This window comes from Kribbella monticola, assembly GCF_003261635.1.
GTDB lineage: Bacteria > Actinomycetota > Actinomycetes > Propionibacteriales > Kribbellaceae > Kribbella > Kribbella monticola.
Genome location: NZ_QFXK01000038.1, coordinates 203,977 through 226,887, shown reverse-complemented (window position 1 = coordinate 226,887; position 22,911 = coordinate 203,977). Strand labels below are relative to the sequence as shown.

General features: G+C 68.4%; 25 protein-coding genes. 17 read left to right on the top strand and 8 right to left on the bottom strand.

From position 1 onward, the window contains the following. Positions 1 to 27: 27 nt before the first annotated feature. The 7 genes from DIZ26_RS31245 to DIZ26_RS31215 all read left to right on the top strand — a co-directional run bounded on the left by DIZ26_RS31245 (position 28) and on the right by DIZ26_RS31215 (position 5,082). Positions 28 to 627: a class F sortase gene (locus DIZ26_RS31245; RefSeq protein ID WP_112248063.1), complete on the top strand. Its 600-nt coding sequence runs from the start codon at positions 28 to 30 to the stop codon at positions 625 to 627. A gap of 69 nt (positions 628 to 696) precedes the next feature. Next, complete coding sequence (locus tag DIZ26_RS31240) at positions 697 to 2,097, top strand: S41 family peptidase (protein WP_112248061.1); 1,401 nt, start codon at positions 697 to 699, stop codon at positions 2,095 to 2,097. A 37-nt stretch (positions 2,098 to 2,134) separates the two neighbouring features. Next, complete coding sequence (locus tag DIZ26_RS31235) at positions 2,135 to 2,755, top strand: L-threonylcarbamoyladenylate synthase (RefSeq protein ID WP_112248059.1); 621 nt, start codon at positions 2,135 to 2,137, stop codon at positions 2,753 to 2,755. Between the two features lie 87 nt (positions 2,756 to 2,842). Beyond that, positions 2,843 to 3,487 (top strand): nitroreductase family protein, encoded by a 645-nt coding sequence (locus DIZ26_RS31230; RefSeq protein WP_112248057.1) that lies wholly within the window; start codon positions 2,843 to 2,845, stop codon positions 3,485 to 3,487. 61 nt (positions 3,488 to 3,548) lie between these two features. Further along, positions 3,549 to 4,091, top strand: coding sequence for a CGNR zinc finger domain-containing protein (locus DIZ26_RS31225; protein WP_112248055.1), 543 nt, complete (start codon positions 3,549 to 3,551; stop codon positions 4,089 to 4,091). Next, positions 4,088 to 4,777 (top strand): AzlC family ABC transporter permease, encoded by a 690-nt coding sequence (locus tag DIZ26_RS31220; RefSeq protein ID WP_157979865.1) that lies wholly within the window; start codon positions 4,088 to 4,090, stop codon positions 4,775 to 4,777. The genes DIZ26_RS31225 and DIZ26_RS31220 overlap by 4 nt, the downstream gene beginning before the upstream one ends. Then, on the top strand, positions 4,774 to 5,082 hold the full coding sequence (locus tag DIZ26_RS31215) for an AzlD domain-containing protein (RefSeq protein ID WP_112248051.1): 309 nt from the start codon (positions 4,774 to 4,776) through the stop codon (positions 5,080 to 5,082). Before DIZ26_RS31220 ends, DIZ26_RS31215 begins: the two co-directional genes overlap by 4 nt. Here DIZ26_RS31215 and DIZ26_RS31210 read toward each other — a convergent pair. The 6 genes from DIZ26_RS31210 to DIZ26_RS31185 form a co-directional block, all read right to left on the bottom strand. After that, on the bottom strand, positions 5,069 to 5,566 hold the full coding sequence (locus DIZ26_RS31210; protein WP_112248049.1) for a DNA polymerase ligase N-terminal domain-containing protein: 498 nt from the start codon (positions 5,564 to 5,566) through the stop codon (positions 5,069 to 5,071). The genes DIZ26_RS31215 and DIZ26_RS31210 overlap by 14 nt on opposite strands. 89 nt (positions 5,567 to 5,655) lie before the next feature. Continuing rightward, a complete protein-coding gene (locus DIZ26_RS31205; protein WP_112248047.1) occupies positions 5,656 to 6,483 on the bottom strand; it encodes a SigB/SigF/SigG family RNA polymerase sigma factor in 828 nt (275 codons plus the stop codon). Between the two features lie 194 nt (positions 6,484 to 6,677). Then, positions 6,678 to 7,550, bottom strand: coding sequence for a LysR substrate-binding domain-containing protein (locus tag DIZ26_RS31200; protein ID WP_112248045.1), 873 nt, complete (start codon positions 7,548 to 7,550; stop codon positions 6,678 to 6,680). Between the two features lie 287 nt (positions 7,551 to 7,837). Next, positions 7,838 to 8,110, bottom strand: a complete 273-nt coding sequence (locus tag DIZ26_RS31195; RefSeq protein WP_112248043.1) for a DUF4235 domain-containing protein — start codon at positions 8,108 to 8,110, stop codon at positions 7,838 to 7,840. Next, positions 8,107 to 8,571, bottom strand: coding sequence for a DUF3618 domain-containing protein (locus DIZ26_RS31190; protein WP_112248041.1), 465 nt, complete (start codon positions 8,569 to 8,571; stop codon positions 8,107 to 8,109). The genes DIZ26_RS31195 and DIZ26_RS31190 overlap by 4 nt, the downstream gene beginning before the upstream one ends. After that, a complete protein-coding gene (locus tag DIZ26_RS31185; protein ID WP_112248039.1) occupies positions 8,568 to 9,038 on the bottom strand; it encodes a phage holin family protein in 471 nt (156 codons plus the stop codon). Before DIZ26_RS31185 ends, DIZ26_RS31190 begins: the two co-directional genes overlap by 4 nt. Before the next feature lie 123 nt (positions 9,039 to 9,161). Here DIZ26_RS31185 and DIZ26_RS31180 point away from each other — a divergent pair, with 123 nt between their 5' ends. The 10 genes from DIZ26_RS31180 to DIZ26_RS31135 all read left to right on the top strand — a co-directional run bounded on the left by DIZ26_RS31180 (position 9,162) and on the right by DIZ26_RS31135 (position 21,341). Then, positions 9,162 to 9,533 carry a glyoxalase superfamily protein gene (locus DIZ26_RS31180; RefSeq protein WP_112248037.1) on the top strand — a complete coding sequence of 124 codons (372 nt, stop codon included), beginning with the start codon at positions 9,162 to 9,164 and terminating at the stop codon, positions 9,531 to 9,533. Positions 9,534 to 9,859: 326 nt separating this feature from the next. Then, positions 9,860 to 10,021: a hypothetical protein gene (locus DIZ26_RS31175; protein ID WP_232828728.1), complete on the top strand. Its 162-nt coding sequence runs from the start codon at positions 9,860 to 9,862 to the stop codon at positions 10,019 to 10,021. Between the two features lie 719 nt (positions 10,022 to 10,740). Beyond that, positions 10,741 to 13,104, top strand: a complete 2,364-nt coding sequence (locus DIZ26_RS31170) for an MDR family MFS transporter (RefSeq protein ID WP_198676378.1) — start codon at positions 10,741 to 10,743, stop codon at positions 13,102 to 13,104. Positions 13,105 to 13,174: 70 nt separating this feature from the next. Beyond that, on the top strand, positions 13,175 to 14,485 hold the full coding sequence (locus DIZ26_RS31165) for an SWIM zinc finger family protein (RefSeq protein ID WP_112248033.1): 1,311 nt from the start codon (positions 13,175 to 13,177) through the stop codon (positions 14,483 to 14,485). A 46-nt stretch (positions 14,486 to 14,531) separates the two neighbouring features. Continuing rightward, positions 14,532 to 15,911, top strand: coding sequence for a DUF5691 domain-containing protein (locus tag DIZ26_RS31160; RefSeq protein ID WP_232828727.1), 1,380 nt, complete (start codon positions 14,532 to 14,534; stop codon positions 15,909 to 15,911). Then, positions 15,908 to 16,987 carry an ATP-binding protein gene (locus DIZ26_RS31155; RefSeq protein WP_112248029.1) on the top strand — a complete coding sequence of 360 codons (1,080 nt, stop codon included), beginning with the start codon at positions 15,908 to 15,910 and terminating at the stop codon, positions 16,985 to 16,987. The genes DIZ26_RS31160 and DIZ26_RS31155 overlap by 4 nt, the downstream gene beginning before the upstream one ends. Beyond that, entirely contained in the window at positions 16,984 to 19,317 is a 2,334-nt protein-coding gene (locus DIZ26_RS31150) for a DUF5682 family protein (protein WP_232828726.1), read from the top strand. The genes DIZ26_RS31155 and DIZ26_RS31150 overlap by 4 nt, the downstream gene beginning before the upstream one ends. 5 nt (positions 19,318 to 19,322) lie before the next feature. Continuing rightward, positions 19,323 to 20,480, top strand: a complete 1,158-nt coding sequence (locus DIZ26_RS31145) for a VWA domain-containing protein (RefSeq protein WP_456298639.1) — start codon at positions 19,323 to 19,325, stop codon at positions 20,478 to 20,480. A gap of 64 nt (positions 20,481 to 20,544) precedes the next feature. Next, positions 20,545 to 20,979, top strand: coding sequence for a GNAT family N-acetyltransferase (locus DIZ26_RS31140; RefSeq protein ID WP_198676377.1), 435 nt, complete (start codon positions 20,545 to 20,547; stop codon positions 20,977 to 20,979). Between the two features lie 71 nt (positions 20,980 to 21,050). Beyond that, complete coding sequence (locus DIZ26_RS31135; RefSeq protein WP_112248027.1) at positions 21,051 to 21,341, top strand: hypothetical protein; 291 nt, start codon at positions 21,051 to 21,053, stop codon at positions 21,339 to 21,341. 185 nt (positions 21,342 to 21,526) lie between these two features. On the opposite strand, the gene DIZ26_RS31130 is transcribed toward DIZ26_RS31135, so the two are convergent. Both DIZ26_RS31130 and DIZ26_RS31125 read right to left on the bottom strand, forming a co-directional pair. Continuing rightward, positions 21,527 to 21,868 (bottom strand): YciI family protein, encoded by a 342-nt coding sequence (locus tag DIZ26_RS31130; protein ID WP_112248024.1) that lies wholly within the window; start codon positions 21,866 to 21,868, stop codon positions 21,527 to 21,529. 28 nt (positions 21,869 to 21,896) lie between these two features. Next, entirely contained in the window at positions 21,897 to 22,835 is a 939-nt protein-coding gene (locus DIZ26_RS31125) for an aldo/keto reductase (protein WP_112248022.1), read from the bottom strand. Positions 22,836 to 22,911 lie beyond the last annotated feature (76 nt).

Below are 22,911 nucleotides of genomic sequence, written 5' to 3'. Positions count from 1 at the left end.
ATCCTGCTCGGACTGCTCTTGTGCTGCGTGGCCCTGGAGGGGTGTGCCGCGCAGGTCGACCAAGCTGTGCCGGCTCCTGGGGAGGGCGGCGGCGTACCGGCTGTAGGCCAGTCGGCGTCGCCGTCCGTGCTGCCCGGAAGAGTCGGTACGCCGGCCGCGAGCCAGCGGGTCCGGTTCGTACCGACCGAGGTCGTGCTGCCTGGCGGCCACCGGGCGCCGGTGCTCCCGGCCAGCACGGTCAACGGCCAACTCGTCGTCCCCGAGCATGTCCAGCGGGTCGGCTGGTGGGACGGCGGGGCCGAGGCGGGGGATCCGTTCGGGTCCGTGGTGCTGGCGGGCCATGTCGACTCGGCGACGGAAGGGATCGGCTTCTTCGTCCGGCTGCGGCTGGTGAAACCGGGCGAGATCGTCGTACTGCGGGGCGACGGCGGGCACAGCGCGTCGTACCGGATCTCGGCGGTGACCGCCGTTCCCAAGAATGCGCTCGCGACCACCGGCGGGGCATTCAATCAAACGGGTGATCATCGACTGGTATTGATCACCTGCACCGGGGCTTATGACCCGGCCAAAGGGGGCTACGCGGAGAATCTGGTGGTGACCGCCGCGGCGATCGGGCTGGCGAGGTAGAGGTAGCACCACCGTGGTGGGGGACGGAGCGCCCTGGTGAGCACCCGGCCGCCCGTCGAGAGTTGCGCCATGGACTCACAGACATTCCGACCTGCCCGCCGGGTGCTGATCGGAGCCGCGCTCAGCGCCGGTCTGATCGCCGCCCCACTCGCCGGCTCACCAGCGGCAACGGCTGCGACAGCTGCCCCGACCCGAACCGCCGCGAGCAGCCTCGACGGCGTGTACCAGACCGAGGGCTACGGCACGATCGTTGCCATCAGCAATGGAAAGGCCCGGCTCTACGGCGTCACCAGCATCAGCTGTTCGGCGCCCGCGACCTACCAGCAGGACGGGAACCGGTTCACCGCTGACGGCGAACAGGCCTTCACCATCAGGGGAAACCGCCTGCACGTCGAAGGCAACGTCGGCGACAAGGTCCTTCGCCGGCTGGAGAAGCTGCCGCAGACCTGCACACAGCCCCGGCCGACCGCGCCGCTCGCCGTGTTCGACCAGTTCTGGACCGACTACGCCGAGAACTACCCGTTCTTCGCGGCCAAGGGGATCGACTGGCGCGCGGTCCGCGCGAAGTACCGGCCGTTGGTGAAGCCGGACATCTCGGAGGAGGCACTGTTCGAGCTGCTGACGTCGATGATCAAGCCGCTGGGTGACGCGCACACCGCGATCCGCACGCGGAGCGGCGAGAAGTACCAAGGCGTACGACCCGGTACGACGTTCCCGACGGAGGAGCTCGAGGCGAAGCTCCGCCCCTACATCGAGCACACCGCGCTCAAGGGGCTCACCTACACGTCGTACGGGCATGATCGGATCGGGTACGCCGACCTGCCGGGGCGGATCGGCTATCTCCGGGTGATCGCGTTCCTGGGCTACGGCGACATCCCCGACTACAACGCAGAACGCATCGTGCTGAACCAGGCACTCGACCACGCACTGGCAGGAGCAGCTGGTCTGCGCGGGCTGATCCTCGACCTGCGGATCAACGGCGGCGGCTCCGACCAACTCGCTCTGGATCTGGCCGGCCGGCTGACGAACAAGCCGTACTTCGCCTACTTCAAGCGAGCCCGCAACGATCCGGACGGCGCGTCGTCCTTCACCGCGCCGCAGCCGTTCTTCGTCAAGCCGTCCCAACGACCCCGGTACGCCGGTCCGCTGGTGATCCTCACCGGTGGTTCACAGATGAGCGCGGGTGAGACCTTCACCGAGGCGATGATGAACCGCAGCCCGCGGCCGGTCCGGATCGGGCAGAACACCCAGGGCGTCTTCTCCGACACCCTCCAGCGCACGCTGCCGAACGGCTGGGAGTACATCCTCCCGAACGAAGAGTTCCGCACCCTCGGCTGGTCCTCCTTCGACGGCCCCGGCATCCCGCCGGACATCCGCGTACCGGTCTTCACGCCCGACGAAATCAAGGCCGGTCGCGACACCGCCTTCAGTACCGCACTCGACCTGCTGCGGAAGCGGCGCGACCGCTGAAGCACTCCCTTCCGGCTCAGGACGCTAGGGTCTGGGGATGGCCAGGTATTTCGATGTGCATCCGGAGAATCCGCAGAAGCGCGCGGTCGGGCAGGTGGTCGAGCTGGTCCGCGGTGGCGGCCTGATCGCCTACCCGACAGACTCGTGCTTCGCGCTCGGCTGCGCGCTGGGGAACAAGGACGGCATCGACCGGATCCGGACCATCCGGCACCTCGACGACCGGCACCACTTCACGCTGGTCTGCCAGGACTTCGCCCAGCTCGGGCAGTTCGTGCACATCAGCAACGCGGTGTTCCGCTCGATCAAGGCGGCGACGCCGGGCAGCTACACCTTCATCCTGCCGGCCACCAAGGAAGTTCCGCGCCGGTTGCTCCACCCCAAGAAGAAGACCGTCGGTGTGCGGATCCCCGACCACGTCGTCACCCAGGCGCTGGTCGAGGAGCTCGGTGAGCCGCTGCTGTCGTCCACCTTGCTGCTCCCCGACCAGGAGGAGCCGATGACGCAGGGCTGGGAGATCAAGGAACTTCTCGATCATCAGGTGGACGCCGTCGTCGACTCGGGCGACTGTGGCACCGAACCCACCACCGTCATCGACTTCTCCGACGACATCCCGGAGGTCGTCCGGATCGGCGCCGGGGACCCCACGCCCTTCGAGTAGCCGGGCCGGAGAGGCGAGGTCGGCATCGGAGGGTGCTCGGCGAGCAGGCGCGCCGGTAGGGCGTACGGGTGCTGCCAAACTGAAGCGGTGACCACACTCGACCTGACCCCCGACGACCTGCTCACGACTACCCGGACCGTCCGCAAGCGGCTGGAGCTGGATCGGCCAGTGCCGCCGGAGTTGATCAAGGAGTGCATCGAGATCGCGCTCCAGGCTCCGTCCGGCTCCAACCGGCAGACCTGGCACTGGCTGGTGATCACCGATGCCGAGAAGCGCGCCACGATCGGCGAGTACTACCGCCGGTCGGTCGCCTCGTACCTGGAGTCGGCGGGCGCGGCCGGACGCCTCTACGCCGACGACCCGGACCGCGCGACGGTACAGCAGCGAGTCGGATCGAGCGTGGCCTATCTGGGTGAGCGGATGGGCGAGGTACCTGTCCTCGTCATCCCGTGTCTGCAGGTCAAGTCTCTGGGCGCCGGCAACCAGGCGGGCATCTGGGGCTCGATCCTGCCTGCCGCTTGGAGCTACTGCCTCGCAGCGCGCGCCCGCGGCCTCGGTACGGCGTGGACCACGCTGCACCTGACGTACGAGCAGGAGATCTCCGAGTTGCTCGGACTGCCTGACGACATCCGCCAAGCGGTCCTCCTGCCTACCGCCTACTACACCGGCGACACCTTCAAGCCGGCCCCTCGCCAGCCGCTGGACGACATCCTGCACGTCGACGGCTGGTGACTCGCCGAGCGGTTGCACTAACAAGCTAAATGACTTTAGCTTGTTAGTGAGGTGATGTGTCATGGGCTACCAGCCCGAACTGATCGGCGGCCACCTGGTCGTCGACCTGGTGAACACAGTGGCTTGGCGTCTCGACGACTCGCGCCGGATCGACCGGTTGGTCACGTCGGCGGAGTTGTCGGACTGGTGCGCGGCGGTCGGCCTGAACCGGGGTACGGCGTCCCTCCAGCAGATTCGAGAAGTCCGGGAGACCGCTTATCGCGTACTGCGGTCGCTGGCGCGTGGGGAAGTTCCGACGGCCGGTGATCTGGAGGCGGTGCGCCGCCTGGTCGTCGAGGCCCTGACGGCCGCCGAGCCACCTCGTGTGGTTGGGGTGCGGTTGCTCGACTGGGAGGCGGGCGGCCTCGTGCCGACGCTCGGGTTGGCGGCCGGCAGATTGCTCGAACGGGAGGACCTCAGACGGCTGCGTGAATGCTCCGACGACGACTGCGGCTGGTTGTTCATGGACCGGAGCAAGAACGGTTCGCGGCGATGGTGCAGTTCGGCCGACTGCGGCAACCGCGCCCGCGCGAAGCGGCATTACCGGAAGGTGCGTGGCTCATGAGTCTGCGCACGGAGAAGAAGACGGCCTTCCTCGACGGGATGCGGCTCGGTATCGGCCCCGCGACGGCGGGTTTCGTGCTCGCGCTCAGCTTCGGCGCCGAAGCGCGCGCCCGGGGCTGGGGATTCGGGCTGCCGATCCTGTTCTCGATGTTCGCGTTCTCCGGATCGGCCCAGTTCACCCTGCTGTCGACGCTCGCCGGCGGCTCGGCTGTCGCGGCCGTCACCGCGGCGGTGCTCATCAACGCCCGGTACCTCGTGATGAGCCTGGCGCTGAACAACAGCCTGCAAGGCGGCCGGCTGTCTCGCGCTCTGAAAGCCCAGACGCTGGTCGACGCCTCCTTCGTCGTTGCCCACCGCAACAATGGCGAGTACGACGTGGGCCGGTTGATCGGGGCGAGCGCAACGCAATGGCTGACCTGGGTGAGCGGGACTGCCATCGGCGTACTGGTTGCACCCTCGCCGGACCTGATGCACCGGCTCGGGCTCGACGTCGCCTTCCCGGCGTTCTTCGTGATCCTGGCGCTGGACGAGTTGCGCCGATCGTCCCGGGCGCTGGTGGCCGCGGTACTGGGAGCGGCGATCGCCGCGGCGCTGCTCTTCGTCACCGCACCCGGTTATGCGCTGCTCGGCGCGACGACCGCGGCCCTCTTGGGTGTTCTGCCGGAGAAAGGTGGTGAGCAGGAATGAAGATGTGGCTTTCGGTTCTTGTGCTCACGGTGATCAGTTGGCTGATGAAGGCGAGCGCGCCGTTGGTGATCGGGAGCAAGAAGCTCCCACCGGCGGTGGTGAGGATGACCGCCTTGACGGCTCCGGTCCTGCTTGCAGGGTTGATCGTGACCGACCTCGGTGGTCCGGGCTGGCGCGAGGTGGACTGGACTGAGCTTGCCGGAGTGGGCGTGGCAGGCGGGCTCTGTCTGACCAAGGTGCCGATGCTGGTGGCGGTCGCGGGCGGCATCGCCGTCACTGCTCTGCTGCGACTCAGCTTCCAGTAGCAGCCATCTCCTCGATCGTCAGTCCGCTCAGGATCGAGCGTGGTTCGGCAACGGTGAGGTCGAGCAGAGGATCGGCATCCTCGTCACGAACCTTGACCAGCAGCCAGTCGCGCTCGGTCCGGGTGAAGGCGAAGACGCCGTTGAGTTTGACGCCCTGCAACCGGAACTTGAAGTGGCCTCGATCGATGGCCGTGGCCGGATCGACGAGGCGCTGCTTGTCCCTGGTGAGGTTCTGGTAGATGCCGGCGTCCCAGACGATCACGGCACCGCTGCCGTACTGGCTGTCGGCGATGACGCCTTCGTACTCGGCGTACTCGATCGAGTGGTCGGTGGTGAAGACGGCGAGCCGCTTGACCGACGGGTCCAGCGAAGGACCACGCGGTACGGCCCAGGACTTCAGCACACCGTCGACCTCGAGCCGGACGTCGTAATGCAGCCGCCGGGCGTCGTGCAACTGAACCACGAAGATCGGTGCCGTGGGCATCTGACTTCCCGTCCGCTGGTGGTCCGCCGTACAGACAAGTTTACGGCGGACCGCCAACGGGGGAGGCGTTCGCGGGTGATCGGAGCTGATCAGGCCGCGACAGCGGCAGGCGGCTCGATCTGGTTGCGCAGCCGGTCGAGAATGCCGCGCAGCAGCCGGGAGACCTGCATCTGGCTGACGCCGATCTCGGCGCCGATGTCGGCCTGGGTGTGTCCCTCGACGAAGCGCAGCTCGAGAATCTTGCGTTCGCGCGCGGACAGGCCGTTCAGTACCGGTTCGAGGACGGCGACCGCTTCGGTCTGCTCGAAGGCTGAATCTTCTTCGTCAGCGATCGTGTCGGCCAGGCTGGCGGTCGATTCGCCGTCCATCGGGCGGTCCAGGGAGAGGACGGAAAAGCAGCCGTCCGCGGCGATGGCGGCCTCGACGTCGCCGACCTCGACACCGATCGCCTCGGCGAGTTCCTCCAGCGTGGGATCACGCTGCAGGTCCTGAACCAGTTGCGGCCGGGCGGCCGCGATGGAGCCCTGCAGTTCCTGCAGGCGGCGCGGGATCCGGACGGTCCAGGAACAGTCCCGGAAGTACCGTTTCACCTCGCCACGGATGGTCGGTACGGCGTACGCCAGGAACGGCGTCTCCGTGTCCGGCCGGTAGCTACGGGCCGCCTTCAGCAGGCCGAGGTAGGCGACCTGGTCAAGGTCGTCGGACTCGACCCCGCGGCCGCGGAACCGGCTCGCGATGCTGTGGGCGATGCCCAGGTTGAGCTCGATCGCCTGCTCGAGCAGGGACTGACGCTCTTCTTCGTTCGTGGAGCCGGCCCGCTGGACCAACAGGGCCCGGGTGGCTCGGTCGCGGCGCTGCTTCGGATCGTTCGGTGCAGACTGCTCGTCGACGGTGGTGCTGGCAAGTGCGGTAACCATGATTCTTGACCTCGCGACAGTGAGTCACGGCGCGGCACATGTCTGGACCGCGGTCAATATCTGTGTGAGTCATTCCTACCCTATAAAACCCGAAGTTATGCATCCGACCTCCGACCTTCACCAACCCGCAGGTGTCGTGACCGGACGGAAACACTGTGTGGCAAGGGGAAACTCAGCGTGAACGGCCCGGAAAACTACTCCAGGTTACGAAGCGCGGCCAGGGCGGCCGCCGGTGTGCGCGCCGAATCGCGCCAGCGCAAGGACCATCCATAAGGTGGGACACCAGCGGCCAAGGGCCGGACAACGACGCCTGCGGGGTGCGGGGTGGAGAGCAGCCCGACCGCCACACACTCGCCGGCCCGAACCAGCTCCAGCGCAGAACTCGTCCCGTCCGTGCTGGCGGGATGCCGACGCGGCGTGAATCCGGCAGTACGGCAACAGGCCAACACGAACTCGTTCCACTCCGGCGCGAAGTCGTCCCGCGGCAGGTAGTGGGTCTCACCGGTCAGCTCCCGTACGGCGACTGCTTCGGCCGAGGCGAGCGGATGATCCGCGGGCAGGGCGACGCCGAGTGCCTCGCGCCGGATCAGTCGCTGGGCCACCCCTTCGGGACAATGCGCCGTCGAGCCGCAAAGGGCCAGATCCAGTTCACCGCTGAGCAGGCGGCGCTCCTGGTCTCGCGTACCGCGGCTGCTCACTTCGAGCCGGAGCGACGGAAGGCGATCCCGCAACCTGGCCAGCACGGCACGGGGAGTCGCCAGATCGGTCTGGAGCACATCGATACGCAGTACCTGATCCCGGCCGGCCGCTGCGGTCGCGTCGGCCACCCCGGACCGGATCGCGGCGAGTGCGCCGCGCGCGTGCGGCAGGAAGGCGTCACCTGCCGCGGTCAGGCTGACTCCCCGGGGCGACCGTTCGAACAGCTGGGCCCCGAGCTGGGCCTCCAAGCGGCGGATCTGGTTGCTCAAGGCCGGTTGTGACACATAGAGCCGGCGCGCGGCCGCAGTGAAATGCAGCTCCTCCGCCATCACCAAGAAATACCGGACCAGCCGTAAATCGACGTCCATGACGCTTGTGGAACCTTCCTACCTGCAGTGACGACCAGAGAATGCGACGTTAGTGCGACTGCGTGTTGACGTCGAGACCTCAGCACACTCAACGTGATTCCTTCAACGACACTGCGTGAGGGCCACGGGGCAACCCGGGAAGGCCCGAATCCGGCGGTGGACAGGGAACAGCCCCGGTGCTGTCTGCTCAACACCGGGGCCCGGTTACCATCACCTGCTCTGACCCTGTGCCCGAAAACCCTTGTTTTATTCGGGTTTTCCTGCATTACGTGACACAGGGCACGATTTCAGTTACCCGGCCATTCGCCGGTCCAGCGTTCGAACGCCTTGGCGCCGCCGCGGTCGATCGCCGCTTTGACCACGGCGTACACGGCACCCTGCAGTGCGGCCGCGAGCAGAACTTCGCGCCACGGATATTCCGATTGCAGCGCGTCCGGGGCGTCTTCCTCATCGCTGATCCGGCGCCAGACCTGCTTGAAGACGACACCGGCGACCAATCCGCCGGCGATACCGGACAACAGGCCGAACGGGCGGTAGGCGATTTTGGCGGCCTTGGTCACTTTCCACCGCCCGCGATCCAGACGGCCGCGGCTCCGGCCACGACGCCGCTGATCGCCGCGGTGATGCCCGGATGCTGCTTGGTGAGGCTCGGTACCTGCTTGGCCCGCTCCCCAGTGGTCCCAGCAACCGAAGCGGCCCGCTGACCCGCCGTACCGGTAACTTCCGCCGCGCGGTGGCCGGCTGTACCGGCGACTGCTGCGACTCGCTGGCGCGCAGTACCAGCGACTGCGGCGGCTCGCTGGCTGGCTGTGCTGGCTGCGTCGGCGGCTCGGTGACCGGCGGTGCCTGCTGCTTCGGCGGCGCGGTGGCGCGCTTGGGCAGCGGAGTCCTTGATGCGGCGCGGGACGTTGAGCTGACGGCTGAGCTCCTGCACAGTGTCGGCCAGGTGCTGCCTCGTCATTTCCAGATCCGCGCGGAGCGCCTCGGTCTCGCTCAGCTGGGTGTTCTTGGTGGTGGTCATCGAACTGCCCTACCTTCCGGCTCGTGCCCCTTCAGCGCTTCCAGGTCCTCGTGAACTCCCTCGACGGCCTGCTGCGGCACCGGCGGGGTGGCGTGGCTGACATGCCGCTTGCCAAGCAACGCGGCCACTCCGGCGATCGCGAACAGCACGAGCGCGATCAACAGCGCCGACAACCACGCCGGTACTGCGGCCGCGAGTCCGAGGATGGCGGCCGCCACCAGCGCGCCCACGCCGTACACGGCGACCGTGCCCGCGCCACCGAACAGCCCGAGGCCGATCCCGGCTTCCTTGCCCTTGTCCTTCAGTTCGGCCTTGGCGAGCTGGAACTCATCGCGAACCAGCCGGCTCACGTCGCTGCTCAACTGAGCCACCAAGGCGCCGATGTGCTCGTCCTGACCGGTCCGGTGACCGTCGTCCCGCGCGGTCCGGTGACCGTCCTCCCGGACGGCCGATGGGTGCGTCGTCATGGTCCGTCTCCCGTTGTTGGCGTAATGGCCCGGTACCCATCGGTGTTCACACCAAGCGACCGGGCCGGCCTGACCGGTCGCGATCGGTAGATTGCAGCCAGGCGATCTCCGGGAGGGAACAAGATGGACTGGAAGCTGGAACTGGTCTCGGTACCGGTGTCCGACGTGGACCGGGCGAAGGCGTTCTACACCGAGCAGGTCGGATTCCATGCCGACCACGACCACCAGGTCAACGACGAACTGCGCTTCGTCCAGCTCACCCCGCCGGGCTCGGCCTGCTCGATCGCCATCGGCACCGGGTTGCCACAGGCGGAACCAGGCTCGGTCCGCGGCCTCCAGATCGTCGTGGCCGACGTAGCCGCCGCCCGCGCCGAACTGATCGAGCGCGGCGTCGAGGTCTCCGAAGTACAGGAGTTCCCCTGGGGCCACTTCGTCTTCTTCGCCGACCCGGACGGCAACACCTGGTCCCTCCAACAACTCCCGTCCTGGCGCTGACCTGCCAATTCTCCAGCAACCCCCAGCTGTTGACCGGTCAGGAAGTTCGGGGGGACTTGAGGTCTACTTTCAGATGAACAGTTCGAAAGTCCTTACCTGGTTGAGGATTCCATCGGTGATTCCAACGATCGGACAGTTCGGGTTACCGCTGGGTCTGAGCGGTGACCCGCTGTAAGGTGGCCTTTGGTTGAGCAGCCAGCCGGCGTTGGATGCGTCGACGACTGCGGTCCCTGCCGAGGACGAAGATGACCGATCTGCATCACCACCCCCACCGTGCTCCACGACGCCGTCAACCCGCTGCCGCCCCTGTCAAGAAGTCGAGTGCCATGCCTGTCGCCACCTCTCCAGCCAGGCCCGTCGACGTCCAGGTCCGCATCGGCGGCCGCTGGATCGCCGGCCAGGCCCTGTCCCACCGCGACGACGAAATCCTGGTCAGCCACCACGGCCACCTGGTCTGGGTAAACCAGCAATCCGTCCGCACCCCCTGACCCCTTCCACACCACACCCGCCCCACTCGCGACCCGTACGCCGTCAAGTCGCGCGCAGGCAGGATGTCCGTACGCCGCCCGCCCGCGGACAGTTCGAGGCGACCCGTCCCAACCCGGCAAGAGAGCGTCCCCACACCTGCCGCTCACGCGCTCGCTGGTGTCGCGCTGCGGCTCCGGCTCCTGGTGGGAGGGGTTCACTTCTGCTGTGGGGGTTGCCCCGTTGGTATGGCGGTGGGGTAACCCTTCGGAGCGGAGTTGAGCCCACGTGGTGGGGGCGGATGGGGAGAGTGGGGATTTGCTGGGTGGCGAGTGGCGGGTGGGGTTAGCGGGAGGGTGGGCGTCCGTGATGCTGCGTCGTGCAGAGGTCGGTGTCGGGGATGCCTGTGCTGCGGTGGTCTGGGTGCCGCTTGGGGGAGGGGCCTCGGTGGGCCCTGACAGCTCCACCGAGGCTTTTGTTGATTACTCAACAGGCTGAGATGGTACGTGGAGAACGCGTTCCGTGGCAGTGGGTGTCTCAAAAGAAAACGTCGGGCCGTATTGTTGGGTCCTGCAACCAAATGTGGTTCGGGTGAGGGCTCGTCCAGGTAGGGCGAGGTGCCGGCCGCCGTCTTCCGCCCCGGTGTGGCTCGATCAGCTGCGCCGGCCGAACGATCGCGCAGGAGAACGGACACCCGATGTCTGGCACGCAAACCTTGGTCCCGCCCGCAGCAGGAGGCCCCATGGGAGGCCCCGCAGGAGCGCCGGCCGACTCCGAGACGCCGCCGACCGGAGTACGGAGTGATGCGGAGCTGTCGCATCGGGAGATTCTTGAGATTTTGGCTGGGTTGCTGGCGGCGTTGTTTACCGCGGTGCTCAGTTCGACGATCGTCAGCAACGCTCTGCCGACGATCATCGCTGACCTCGAAGGCACCCAGACGCAGTACACGTGGGTGATCACCGCCAGCCTGCTCGCGATGACCGTGTCCACGCCGGTCTGGGGCAAGTTGTCCGACCTGATGAGCAAGAAGCTGCTCGTGCAGCTCGCGATCATCCTGTTCGTGATCGGCTCGGCCCTTGCCGGGATGGCGCACAACGTCCCGTTCCTGATCGGCGCCCGAGTACTGCAAGGACTCGCAATGGGGGGCCTGATGGCGTTGGCCCAGGCGATCATCGGCGCGGCGATCCCACCGCGCGATCGCGGCAGGTACTCCGGCTACATGGGCGCCGTCGTCGCGGTCGCGACCGTCAGTGGACCGCTGCTCGGCGGCGTCATCGTCGACACCTCATGGCTCGGCTGGCGCTGGTGCTTCTACGTCTGCGTACCGCTCGCAGTCGTCAGCCTCATCGTTCTCCAGCGCTATCTCCATCTCCCGCTGATCAAGCGCAAGGTGAAGATGGACTACGCCGGCGCCCTGCTGATCAGCGCGGCCGCGAGCCTGCCGCTGATCTGGGTCACTTTCGCCGGCGACCACTTCCCTTGGTGGTCGCGCGAGACCGCGGAATTCCTGGGTGGCACGGCTCTGCTCGCGATCCTGGCGATCGTCGCCGAGAGCAAGGCCAGCGAGCCGCTCGTACCGTTGAAGGTCGTTCGTGAACGCACCACGGCGCTGGCGATCCTGGCGAGCCTCGCGGTCGGCATCGCGATGTTCGGCAGCGCGGTCTTCCTCGGCCAGTACTTTCAGATCGCCCGCGGTTACAGCGCCACCGAGGCCGGGCTGCTGACGATCCCGATGATGTTCGGGTCGTTCGTCGGTTCGGTCGGGGCCGGGCAGCTGATCACGCGGTTCGGCAATTGGAAGCGGTACCTCGTCCTCGGCGGCCTGTTCCTTGTCGCGGGACTCGCCGTACTGGGGACGATCGACCACACCAGCCCCTACTGGTACGTCGGACTCGGGATGCTCGGGATGGGCATCGGCATGGGCATGATGATGCAGAACCTGGTCCTCGCCGTACAGAACACCGTCGACGTCAGCGAGGTCGGTGCGGCCAGCGCATCGGTCACGTTCTTCCGCAGCCTCGGTGGTGCTGTGGGCGTCTCCGTGCTCGGCGCTGTCCTCGCGACCAGGGTGACGGACCTGATCACCTCGAATCTGCGCGCTCTCGGCCCTGCCGGAGCTCAAGCCGGTCAGGCCCTCCAGAACGGTTCGGGGAAGAGCGTGCTGGATGTCGGAGCGCTCCCGCCGCAACTGGCGACCATCGTGCGGCATGCGTACGGCGATGCGACCGGGCGCATCTTCGCCATTGCGGCCGGCGCTGCCCTGGTGAGCCTGTTGGCGGTGCTGTTCATCCGCGAGGTGCCGCTGCGCCGGACTGTCGCGATGACCGACCCCACCGCGACGCCGGCTGACGTACTGCCTGAAGCGGATCTGGCAGCGGCGGCCGCGCCTGGTGCGGGAAGTCCGGGTGTCGTGCCGGTGCCCGACGACGATGCGTCGCGGGCAGCGGCGGTCGCGCTGGACGTGATCGCCTCGGCCGAGCGGACCGCATTGGAGCGCGAGCGGGAGGCGACCGAACGGGTTCATGCGGCGGCGACGGTGATCCGGCGGATGCGGACCGATGTGGCCGATCTGTTCACCCGCGTCGACCAGCAGATCGCGGAACTGGAGCAGACGCTGCCTGGAGTGGAGAGCGATCATCCGATGGCGCCGGTGCTGGACGCGCAACGCGAGCAGGGTGCGCTGGTCGGGGAGCTGCGGCGGTACGAGCTGAGCGTGCTGAGCGCGAGCCAGCGGACGGCCGATCATCTGCGCGAGACCGCTAGGGCCGAGGCCGATGAGCTGCTGGCGTCGGCTCGTCTCGAGGAGGAGGCGATCAGGCAGCGGATCGCGGAGCTACAAGCAGTCGAGGAGCGCCTACTCGGCGCGGTACGCGACGGCCTGTCCGGTACGCCGACGCCGCCCGCCGCCCCGGCAGCCCCCGCTGCACAACCCGCTGCTGCACAACCCGCTGCTGCACAACCCGCCGTGCCGCCCGCTGCTGCACAACCCGCCGCGCCGCCCGCTGCCGCACCTGCGCAGATGATCAACTCGCATCGCCCGGACGCCAATGTCGACCACGGCAACGGCTACCCCGCCCACGAGAAGGAACGCCAGGCCTTCGGGTAGTGGAGCGGCTGTCGGCGGGGGATGGCATGCTCTCGACTCACGGGTTGCTTTAGAGGCGGTTGGGGGTGTCGTGGGGCCTTGGGATGTGGAGCGGGTGCTGGCGCTTGCGCCTGATGCCGCCTCGGCCAAGGCGGGGCAGAGTCAGGCGAATCCGGCCAAGTGGTCGGAGCAGGGCAGTTCGGAGCGGGCTGTCTGGGGTTTTTGCCAGGGCAGTGGCAAGAAGCCGTACCAGACGGTCGTCGACCTGAGCGGTCCCGCTTATCGCTGCAGCTGCCCGAGCCGGAAGTTCCCCTGCAAGCACGCGCTCGGGCTGCTCCTGCAATGGTCCACGGACCTGATCGCCGCTCGAAGCGAGCCGCCATGGGTCACCGAGTGGATCGAAGAGCGCGCGAATCGGGCAGATCGTGCGGCCGAGCGCGCGGAGAAGAAGCCGGGCGAGGTGGTCGATCCACTCGCGGCGCAGCAGCGGGTGACCCGCCGGATGGAGCGCGTCGCCGGTGGGATGGCCGAGTTGCGCGGCTGGCTGGACGATCAGGTGCGGCAGGGGCTGAGCGGCTTCGAGCAGCGCGGGTACGCCGAGCTGAGCCGCCTCGCCGCGCGGATGGTGGACGCGCAGGCGCCGGGCGTTGCAGGTGCCGTACGCCGGGCAGCGGGCGTCGTCGGCCGGGGCCACGGTTGGCCGGGCGAGCTGCTGGAGGAGCTCTCGCTGATCCACCTCACGGTGTCGGCCCATGCACAACTCCCCGAACTGCCGCCGTCCCTCGCGGACACCGTGCAGTCGCGGATCGGCTGGACCGTCGAGACCGCGCGAGTGCTGGCCGAAGGCGAGAAGGTCGAGGACGACTGGCTCGTGCTCGGCCGCGTGATCGAACCCGACGACCACCTGACCGTACGGCGGGTGTGGTTGCGCGGCGCCTCGACCGGCAGACTCGCCCTGATCCTGAACTTCGCCGCAGGTGGTCGCCAACTCGACCCGCTGCCCGGTCGCCCCGGCGAACTCGTCCCCGGCGTACTGTCCTTCTACCCAGGCGTCCTGCCGATGCGCGCGCTGCTCACCCAGTCGGCTCCACGCCTGCCCGGACCGCGCCCGAACGGCTTCACCGCGAAACAAGCCTTGGCCTCGTACGTCGAATCGCTCGCGGCCGACCCGTGGAACGAACGTTGGCCGTTGGTGCTGGCCGATGTGCGCCCAGCGCGCAACGGCGACGGCTGGGCCCTGGTCGACGAGACCGGTGGGCTGGAACTCCTGCCTGGCGTGGATCCCTGGAAGCTGCTCGCGGTCTCAGCGGGCGACCCGATCACCGTTGCCGGCGAGTGGAATCGCGCAGGATTCAAACCGATGACCTGCTGGCACGCCGACCGCCCGGTGGTGGTCTCGTGACACGGGCGTCAAGGTTGGTGCAATTGTGAGGGGCTGGGACGGGTTGGTGAGTTCGGCGTTGCTCGGGACGGAGCGGCGGCCGGCGCATTTCGACGAGTTGCCGGGGCCGATCCGGGAGCAGCTCGGAGACGGTGGACTGCTGGATGCCGCGGCGCTCGCGACCGTCTACAAACGCGCAGGACGGAAGCCGCTCGAAGGCTTGGAGTCGTTGCCCAAAGCAACCGGTGAGGACAAGCCCTTGCCGCGCCGGGCCGCCATCCGACGGCTGGCCGCGATGCTCGGTGGGTTCCAGACGGCAGCGCTCGGAGAATGGTTGCGCGCCGCCGACACCCGCGGCTGGGGTGTGCCGCCCGAGCACCTGCCCGCCTTGGCCGACTACGCCCGCGGGCGCTCGGAGTACAGGCCGTTGGTGGTCAAGGCGGCCGGACGGCGGGCGAGTTGGTTGGCCGACCTCAATCCTGAATGGCGGTTCCTCCACGAAGCGGTTGCTGATAGCAACAATGTGGAGATCTGGACGCATGGCAACGCGATCCAGCGCCGGAGCTGGTTCCGCGAGTTGCGCCGACGGGATCCGGTGGCCGCAGTGCACGCCCTTCGCGAGGTCTGGCCCACCGAAGTCGCGCCGACCAGAGTCGAGTTCCTCACTCTCCTGGGCAACGAGTTGTCCCTTGCAGACGAGGAGTTTCTCGAGGCGGCCCTTGACGACCGGTCGAAGGAGGTACGCCGAGCCGCGGCCACTTTGCTCGCGCGGCTGCCTGGTTCGCAGTACGGCGTACGCATGGCGGCGCGGGTGAGGTCGCACCTCATGGTCAGCCAAGGCGTTCTCGCGGTGACCTTGCCGTCGCGGGTCGATGCGGCGATGCAGCGGGATGGGATCGATCCGCAGCCGCAGGAGGGGATCGGCAAGCGGGCTTGGTGGTTGCGGCAGATCCTTGCCGCGGCGCCCCTGGCGGCCTCCGAGCCGGGATATCTGCAGTTGACGGTCGAGGGATGCGCTCCCGAAGTACTGCAGGTGGGATGGTCCGAAGCGGCTGTGCGCGAGCGGAACGTCGAGTGGGCTCGTGCGTTGCTGCAAACCAAGGTTGCGACGGGCAACAGGATTGCCGAGTTGCTGCGGGTGCTCCCTGACGACGAATGGGTGCCCGCCCTCGAAGTACTGCGTGCCCAGGTCGACCTTGCCGAGCTGGTCGGCGGGTTGCCGGTGCCGTGGCCTCCGGCGCTCGGTCAAATGGTGCTCGACCTGCTTGCGAAGGTGGGAACAGGTCGCAAGTGGGCGCGCCTGGCGAGTATCGCGGCCCGCGCCGTACCGCCCGAAGTACTGAACCATCCGATCACTCGCGAGCCGACCGGTGAGGAAGACACCTGGCGGCTGCGTCTCGTCGAGACCCTGATCTTCCGCCGGGAAATGTACGAGGAGCTGTCATGACTGAAGTACTGCGGCCGCATGCCGAGGACGAGTACGCCGACGAGCTGGCCGCGCTGATCGCCTCGGACGACCGGCCCCGGCCGCCGGCCTGGCGGATGTCCCCGGCCGCCGTGGTGACCTATCTGCTCGGCGGGAAGGCCGGCGAGGTCGAGATCACGCCGAAGTACGTCGGTCCGCGGCGGCTGGTCGAGGTCGCGGTGGCGACGCTGGCGACGGATCGCGCGCTGCTGCTGCTCGGCGTACCGGGAACGGCGAAGACCTGGGTGAGCGAGCATCTGGCTGCGGCGATCAGTGGCGACTCCACCCTGCTGGTGCAGGGAACGGCGGGCACGGCCGAGGAGGCGATCCGGTACGGCTGGAACTACGCGCAACTGATTGCCCAGGGCCCCAGTGAGGCCGCACTCGTGCCGAGTCCCGTGCACCGGGCGATGGCGGACGCGAAGATCGCCCGGATCGAAGAGCTGACCCGGATGCCGTCGGACGTTCAGGATGCACTGATCACGATTCTGTCGGAGAAGACGCTGCCGATCGCGGAACTGGGGACGGAAGTCCAAGCCCGTAAGGGTTTCAACGTCATCGCGACGGCGAACGACCGGGACAAGGGCATCAACGAGTTGTCGAGTGCGTTGCGGCGGCGGTTCAACACGGTGGTGCTGCCGTTGCCCGACTCGGCTGAGGACGAGGTGGAGATCGTCTCCCGGCGTGTCTCGCAGCTGGGTTCGTCGCTCGAGCTGCCGCAGCCTGACGACGCCCTCGCCGAGATCCGCCGGGTGGTGACGGTGTTCCGGGAGCTGCGCGCCGGGCGGACGGAGGACGGTCGTACTGCGGTGAAGTCGCCCTCCGGAACGCTTTCGACCGCCGAGGCGATCAGCGTGGTGACAGGTGGACTTGCGCTTGCTGCGCACTTCGGTGACGGGGTGCTGCGCTCGTACGACGTGGCCGGCGGCATCCTCGGCGCGGTCGTGAAGGATCCGTCAGCGGACCGGGTGGTCTGGTCGGAGTACCTGGAGACGGTGGTGCGTGAGCGGGAAGGCTGGTCCGACTTCTACCGGGCCTGCCGGGACATCAGCGGATGACCACGACCGACCCCGACACCGACCCCCGCACCGAACCCACCGGCGAGGGTGCCGGCGGGTGCGGCGCCGGGGCCGCGCTCGAGTCCGGCGCGGGGGCCGCGCTCGAGTCCGGCGCCGAGGTTGCGCTCGAGTCCGGCGCCGGGGCTCGGGGGCCGGTTCGGTTGTTCGGGATCAGGCATCATGGGCCGGGGTCGGCGCGGGCGTTGGCGACCGCGCTCGCGGAGTTGCGGCCCGACATCGTGCTGATCGAGGGGCCGCCCGAGGCCGACAAGATCGTCGAGTTGGCGGGCGACGAGGAGATGGTGCCGCCGGTCGCGCTGCTGGCGTATGCGGTGGACGATTCGACGCGGGCCGCGTTCTGGCCGTTCGCGGTGTTCAGCCCGGAATGGCAGGCGATCCGGTACGCGCTGGCGGCCGGCGTACCGGTTCGGTTCTGCGATCTTCCGGCTGCGCATCAGTTCGCGTCGTCCGGGTCGGAGGGCCGCCGCGGGTTGTCGATCGATCCGCTCGCGACGCTGGCCGAGGCGGGTGGGTACGACGATCCCGAGCGCTGGTGGGACGACGTCATCGAGCACCGGCGCGACGGCGCCGAGCCGTTCACCGTGATCGCCGAGGCGATGGGCGAGTTGCGCATCGGCGAGGAGGCGACCGGCCGCGAGGCGCAACGCGAGGCCTACATGCGTACGGTGATCCGGAAGGCCTTGAAGGAAGGCTTCGAACGGATCGCCGTGGTCTGCGGCGCGTGGCACGTGCCTGCTCTGCAAATGCCGTTGCCGCCGGCAACTCATGATGCGCGAATCCTGAAAGGCCTACCGAAACGCAAGGTCGCGTGTACGTGGGTGCCGTGGACCCACGGCCGGCTCGCGACGGCCAGCGGGTACGGCGCGGGAGTCACCTCGCCGGGCTGGTATCACCATCTGTTCACCGCGCCCGACCAGATCACCACCCGCTGGCTCTCGAAGGTCGCCCAGGTACTGCGTGCCGAGGACCTGCCGGTGTCCAGCGCGCACGTGATCGAGGCCGTCCGGCTGGCCGAGACGCTGGCAGCTCTGCGTGAGCGACCGCTGGCGGGATTGAGCGAAGTCACAGAGGCGACGCGCGCGGTGATGTGCGGCGGAAACGACGTACTGCTTGACCTCGTGACCCGTGAAGCCGTGGTCGGCGAGCTGCTGGGCGTCGTACCGGCTGCTACTCCGCAAGCGCCGGTCGCGGCGGATCTGGCCGCGCAGGCGCGACGGTTGCGGCTGAAGCGGGATGCCGTGGAGCGGGTGGTCGAGCTCGATCTGCGGAAGCCGAACGATCTGGAGAAGTCGCGGTTGCTGCATCGGCTGCGGATCCTGGGCATCGACTGGGGTGTGCCCACGGCGGACGAGCGACGCAACCAGGGCACGTTCCGCGAGACGTGGACGTTGAGTTGGGATCCCGGGCTGGAGGTGGATCTCGTGGCCGCGGGCGCGCACGGTACGACGGTGCTCGGCGCGGCGACCACGACGATGCTGCGGGTTGCCGACGAATCGTCAACGCTCGCCGCGGTGACGGCGGCCTTGGAGCGGTCGTTGCTCGCGGATCTCGCTGATGCTCTGCCAGCGTTGCTGGCCGGGGTGGATACGAGGGCGGCCAAGGACGCCGACGTGGGGCACCTGATGGCGGCGCTGCCCGCGTTGGTCCGCTCCGCGCGGTACGGCGATGTGCGGGGGAGCGACACCGGCGGGCTCGGATCGGTCGCGAGCCGGATGGTTTCGCGAGTGTGCGCGGGGCTGGCGCGAACCGTGCACGGCCTTGATCCCGAGGCTGCGGCGAAGGTGCTGGAGTTGATCGACGGCGTGCAGGACGCGACGGCGTTGCTGCCGGCGGAGGTCCGCGGCGAGTGGCTGGCGACGCTGGAAGGGCTGAGCGATCGGCCGTCGGTGCCGCCGCTGATCGCCGGGCGGCTGACCCGGTTGATGCTCGACACGTCCCGGCTGGAATCGCAGGAGGTCGGGCTCCGGCTCGGCCGCGTGCTGACGTCCGGTACGCCGACCGGGGATGCGGCCGGCTATATCGAAGGGTTTCTCGCCGGCGGTGGGTTGCTGTTGATCCACGACGAACACCTGCTGGCGTTGGTGGATTCGTGGCTGGCGGAGATCCGCGACGACGACTTCGTCGAGGTGCTGCCGTTGTTGCGCCGGACGTTCGGCACCTTCGCGCCACCGGAGCGGCGCTCGATCGGCGCCCGCGCCGCGCGGATCGGGCCTGCTGGTCGCGTCCGTGTAGTTGCTGAGGACAACGACCTGGACGAGGAGCTGGCCGCCTCCGTGCTGCCGGCCGTCGCCCGCTTGCTGGGGGTGTGATCGCCGTGGAGATCGAAGACGAACGGATGCGGCGCTGGCGGCTCGTGCTCGGCAGCGAAGCCGAACCAGAGACTGGTACGACGTTGTCGGCCGCCGACAAGTCGGTGGACGCCGCCCTCGCCGCCTTGTACGACGCGGAGCCGGGTGAGACCGGATCTCGCCGGTCGGCCGGCCTCGGTTCGTCGGCACCTCGGGTCGCGCGGTGGCTGGGCGACATCCGCGGGTACTTCCCGAGCACCGTCGTCCAGGTGATGCAGCGCGACGCGGTCGAGCGGCTCGGGATCACCCGGCTGCTGATGGAACCCGAACTCCTCGGTGCCGTGGAGCCCGACGTCCACCTGGTCACCACCTTGCTGGCACTGAACGAAGTGATGCCCGAGGAGACCAAGCAGACCGCGCGCGAGGTGGTGGGCCGGGTCGTCGCCGAACTCGAGCAACGCCTCGCCGAGCGAACGCGGGCGGCCGTCACCGGTGCCCTCGACCGCGCCGGCCGGACCGGACGGCCGCGGCACTCCGACATCGACTGGGACCGGACGATCCGAGCCAATCTCAAGCACTTCTCGCCGTCGCTCGGGACGATCGTTCCGGACCGGCTGGTCGGCTATGCGCGGCGCAACCACAGCGTCCAGCGCGACATCGTGCTGGCGATCGACCAGTCCGGGTCGATGGCCGAATCGGTCGTCTACGCGAGCCTGTTCGGCGCCGTACTGGGCTCGATGCGCGCGTTGCGGACCAGCCTCGTCGTCTTCGACACGGCCGTGGTCGATCTGACCGACCAGCTGGACGACCCGGTCGACGTGCTCTTCGGGACCCAACTCGGCGGCGGGACCGACATCAACCGCGCCTTGGCGTACTGCGAGGGCTTGATCGCGCGGCCGGCCGAGACGGTCCTGGTGCTGATCAGCGACCTGTACGAAGGCGGCGTACGGGAGGAACTGTTGCGCCGGGCCCGCTCGCTGGTGGAGTCCGGCGTACAGGTGATCGCGCTGCTCGCACTCGCCGACTCGGGCGCTCCGTCGTACGACGGGGACAACGCGGCGGCACTCACCGACCTGGGCATCCCCACCTTCGCGTGCACCCCGGACCTCTTCCCCGACCTGATGGCCGCGGCGATCCGCCACGAAGACATCACCTCTTGGGCTGCCGTGAACCTCGCGGAGTAGGGGTCGCAAAATCGATGGCGACGCCGGTTCGGGTGTGGTGCTCTGTTGGTGAGAAGGGGGCATCGTGAAGGTTTCGGAGATCGCGGCCGCGGAGTTCGGGCGGGCGCTGGAGGTGTGGGAGGCCTCCGTGCGGGCGACCCACGACTTCGTCAGTGCGGCGGACATCGAGTTCTTCCGGCCGATGGTGCTGGCCGAGTTCGGACAGATCCAGCACCTGGCCGGATTACGGGACGACGACGATCGGCTGGTCGGCTTCGTCGGGGTCGCCGATGCCAAGGTCGAGATGCTGTTCCTCGATCCGGAGGTTCGCGGCCAGGGTGGCGGCAAGCTGTTGCTCGACCATGCCGTCCGGGTCTTCGGCGGGACCTCGCTGGACGTCAACGAGCAGAACCAGCAGGCGGTCGGCTTCTACCTGCACCAGGGTTTCCGGATCACCGGCCGCTCACCACTCGACGGCTTGGGCAAGCCCTACCCGCTGCTTCATCTGGCGCTGCCCTGACTAGCTGGTTGCGCTCACCCGTTATAGTCATTTCTGGTGACTATCACATTGACTGACTATGTGAGGTTGAGATGAGCACGATCGAGCTGACCAGGTTCAAGGTGGCGGAGGAGAAGACCGCTGAGCTGCTCGCGGCGCGGCCGGAGATGCTGGCCGATTTCGCGGCGGACCGGAAAGGGTTCCTCGGCGCGCGGCTGATCCAGCTGCCCGGTGGCGAATGGCTCGACGTCGTCGACTGGGCGACGCCGGAGGACTACGCCGCCAGTCGCGGCAAAGGTGCGAACCTGCCCGGCATCGCCCGCTTCTTCGCCGCCATCGACGAACTGATCACCGCCGAAGAAGGCACCACCGAAGACAGTTGATCGCTCACGAGACGGGCGCGTGTGCACCGCGGAGGCGGCCACTCGGCGAGCGTGATCGGCGAGCGCGGGTGGGTTGAGGGTGATCAGCAGGCCCGGGCGGGTCGAGGGTGATCAGCAAGCGCGGGCGGGTCGAGGGTGATCAGCAGGCGCGGGCGGTTCGTGGGTGATCGGCGAGTGCGGGCGGGTCAGCCGGCTAGTTCGAGGATGTCTATTTCGGTGCCGGGGTCGGCTTCGGCGAAGCGGAGGGCCCAGCGGACGGCTTCGTCCAACGAGTCGACCCGGATGATCGAGACGCCGGCGACCAGTTCCTTGGTCTCCGTGAACGGTCCGTCGACGACGCGCGGACTACCGCCCGGGAACGCGATCCGGGCACCGCGCGAGCTCGGCATCAGCCCTTCCGCGACCAGCAGTACGCCGGCTTGCCGCATCTCCTCCAGCACCGCGTCGGCCCGCGCCAGCACATCGGCCTCGGGCGGCAGACCCGCCTCGAGCTTGTCGTTCGTCTTGTGCAGGAGCATGTACCGCATGGATCGACCGTAGCCACTCCGGCACCGACTAACCAGTCGCGGCACGCACGGCAATCAGCTGTTCCCGCTCCAGCGCCTCCCAGAACCCCGACGGAATCTTGAACTCGAGCAACTGGGCCACCTCGGTGATCTCCCGCGGACTCCGCGCCCCGACGACAACGGCCGGCACGGCCGGATGAGCCAACGGAAACTGAACGGCCGCGGCGAGCAACGGTACGCCGTACCGTCGGCAAAGCGCGCGCAGTCGCTCGACGCGGGGCGCCAGGGCGGGCGGAGGATTCACGAGCGCGCCGCCTTGGAAGACGCCGGCGGCGAGGACCGGGATGCCGAGGTCGCGGCACAGCGGCAGGAGGTCGTCGGCGCCGGACTGGTCGAGCAGTGTGTAGCGGCCGGCGAGCAGGATGCAGTCGGGTCCGCGGCCGGTCTCTCGTACGAAGCGGGCCGCGACATCCGCGTGGTTCACGCCGAGTGAGAGCGCCTTGATCGTGCCGCGGTCGCGGAGCTCGGTGAGTGCTCGGTAGGCCTCCGTGGACGCGGTGGCGAAGTCGAGCTCGGGGTCATGGATGTGCAGGACGTCGATCCGGTCGATGCCCATCCGGCTCAGGCTCTCCTCGAACGACCGCAGCACCGCGGCGTACGAGTAGTCCAGGCGCGGACCGAGACCGGGTGGTGGTTCGGCCCAGATCGGCTGGATGTCGGGGCCGCCCGGCTCGATCAGGCGGCCGACCTTGCTGCAGAGGACGAACTCGGACCGCGGGCGGCCGCGGAGAGCGAGGCCGGCCCGCTGCTCGGCGAGCCCGTACCCGTAGACCGGGGCGGTGTCGAAGAGCCGGATGCCGAGTTCCCAGGCGCAATCGATGGTCGCGATCGCCTGCCGCTCCGGCACCGCCGCGAACATCCCACCGAGCGAAGCCAGCCCCAACCCCAACCGGCTGACCCGCAATCCCGTCCGCCCAACCTCCACCATCTCCACGCCAGCACGCTAGATCTGTCCACCGACACTTTTCGGCTGCCTGCCCCGCCGGTGCGCGCCTGAGTGCAGT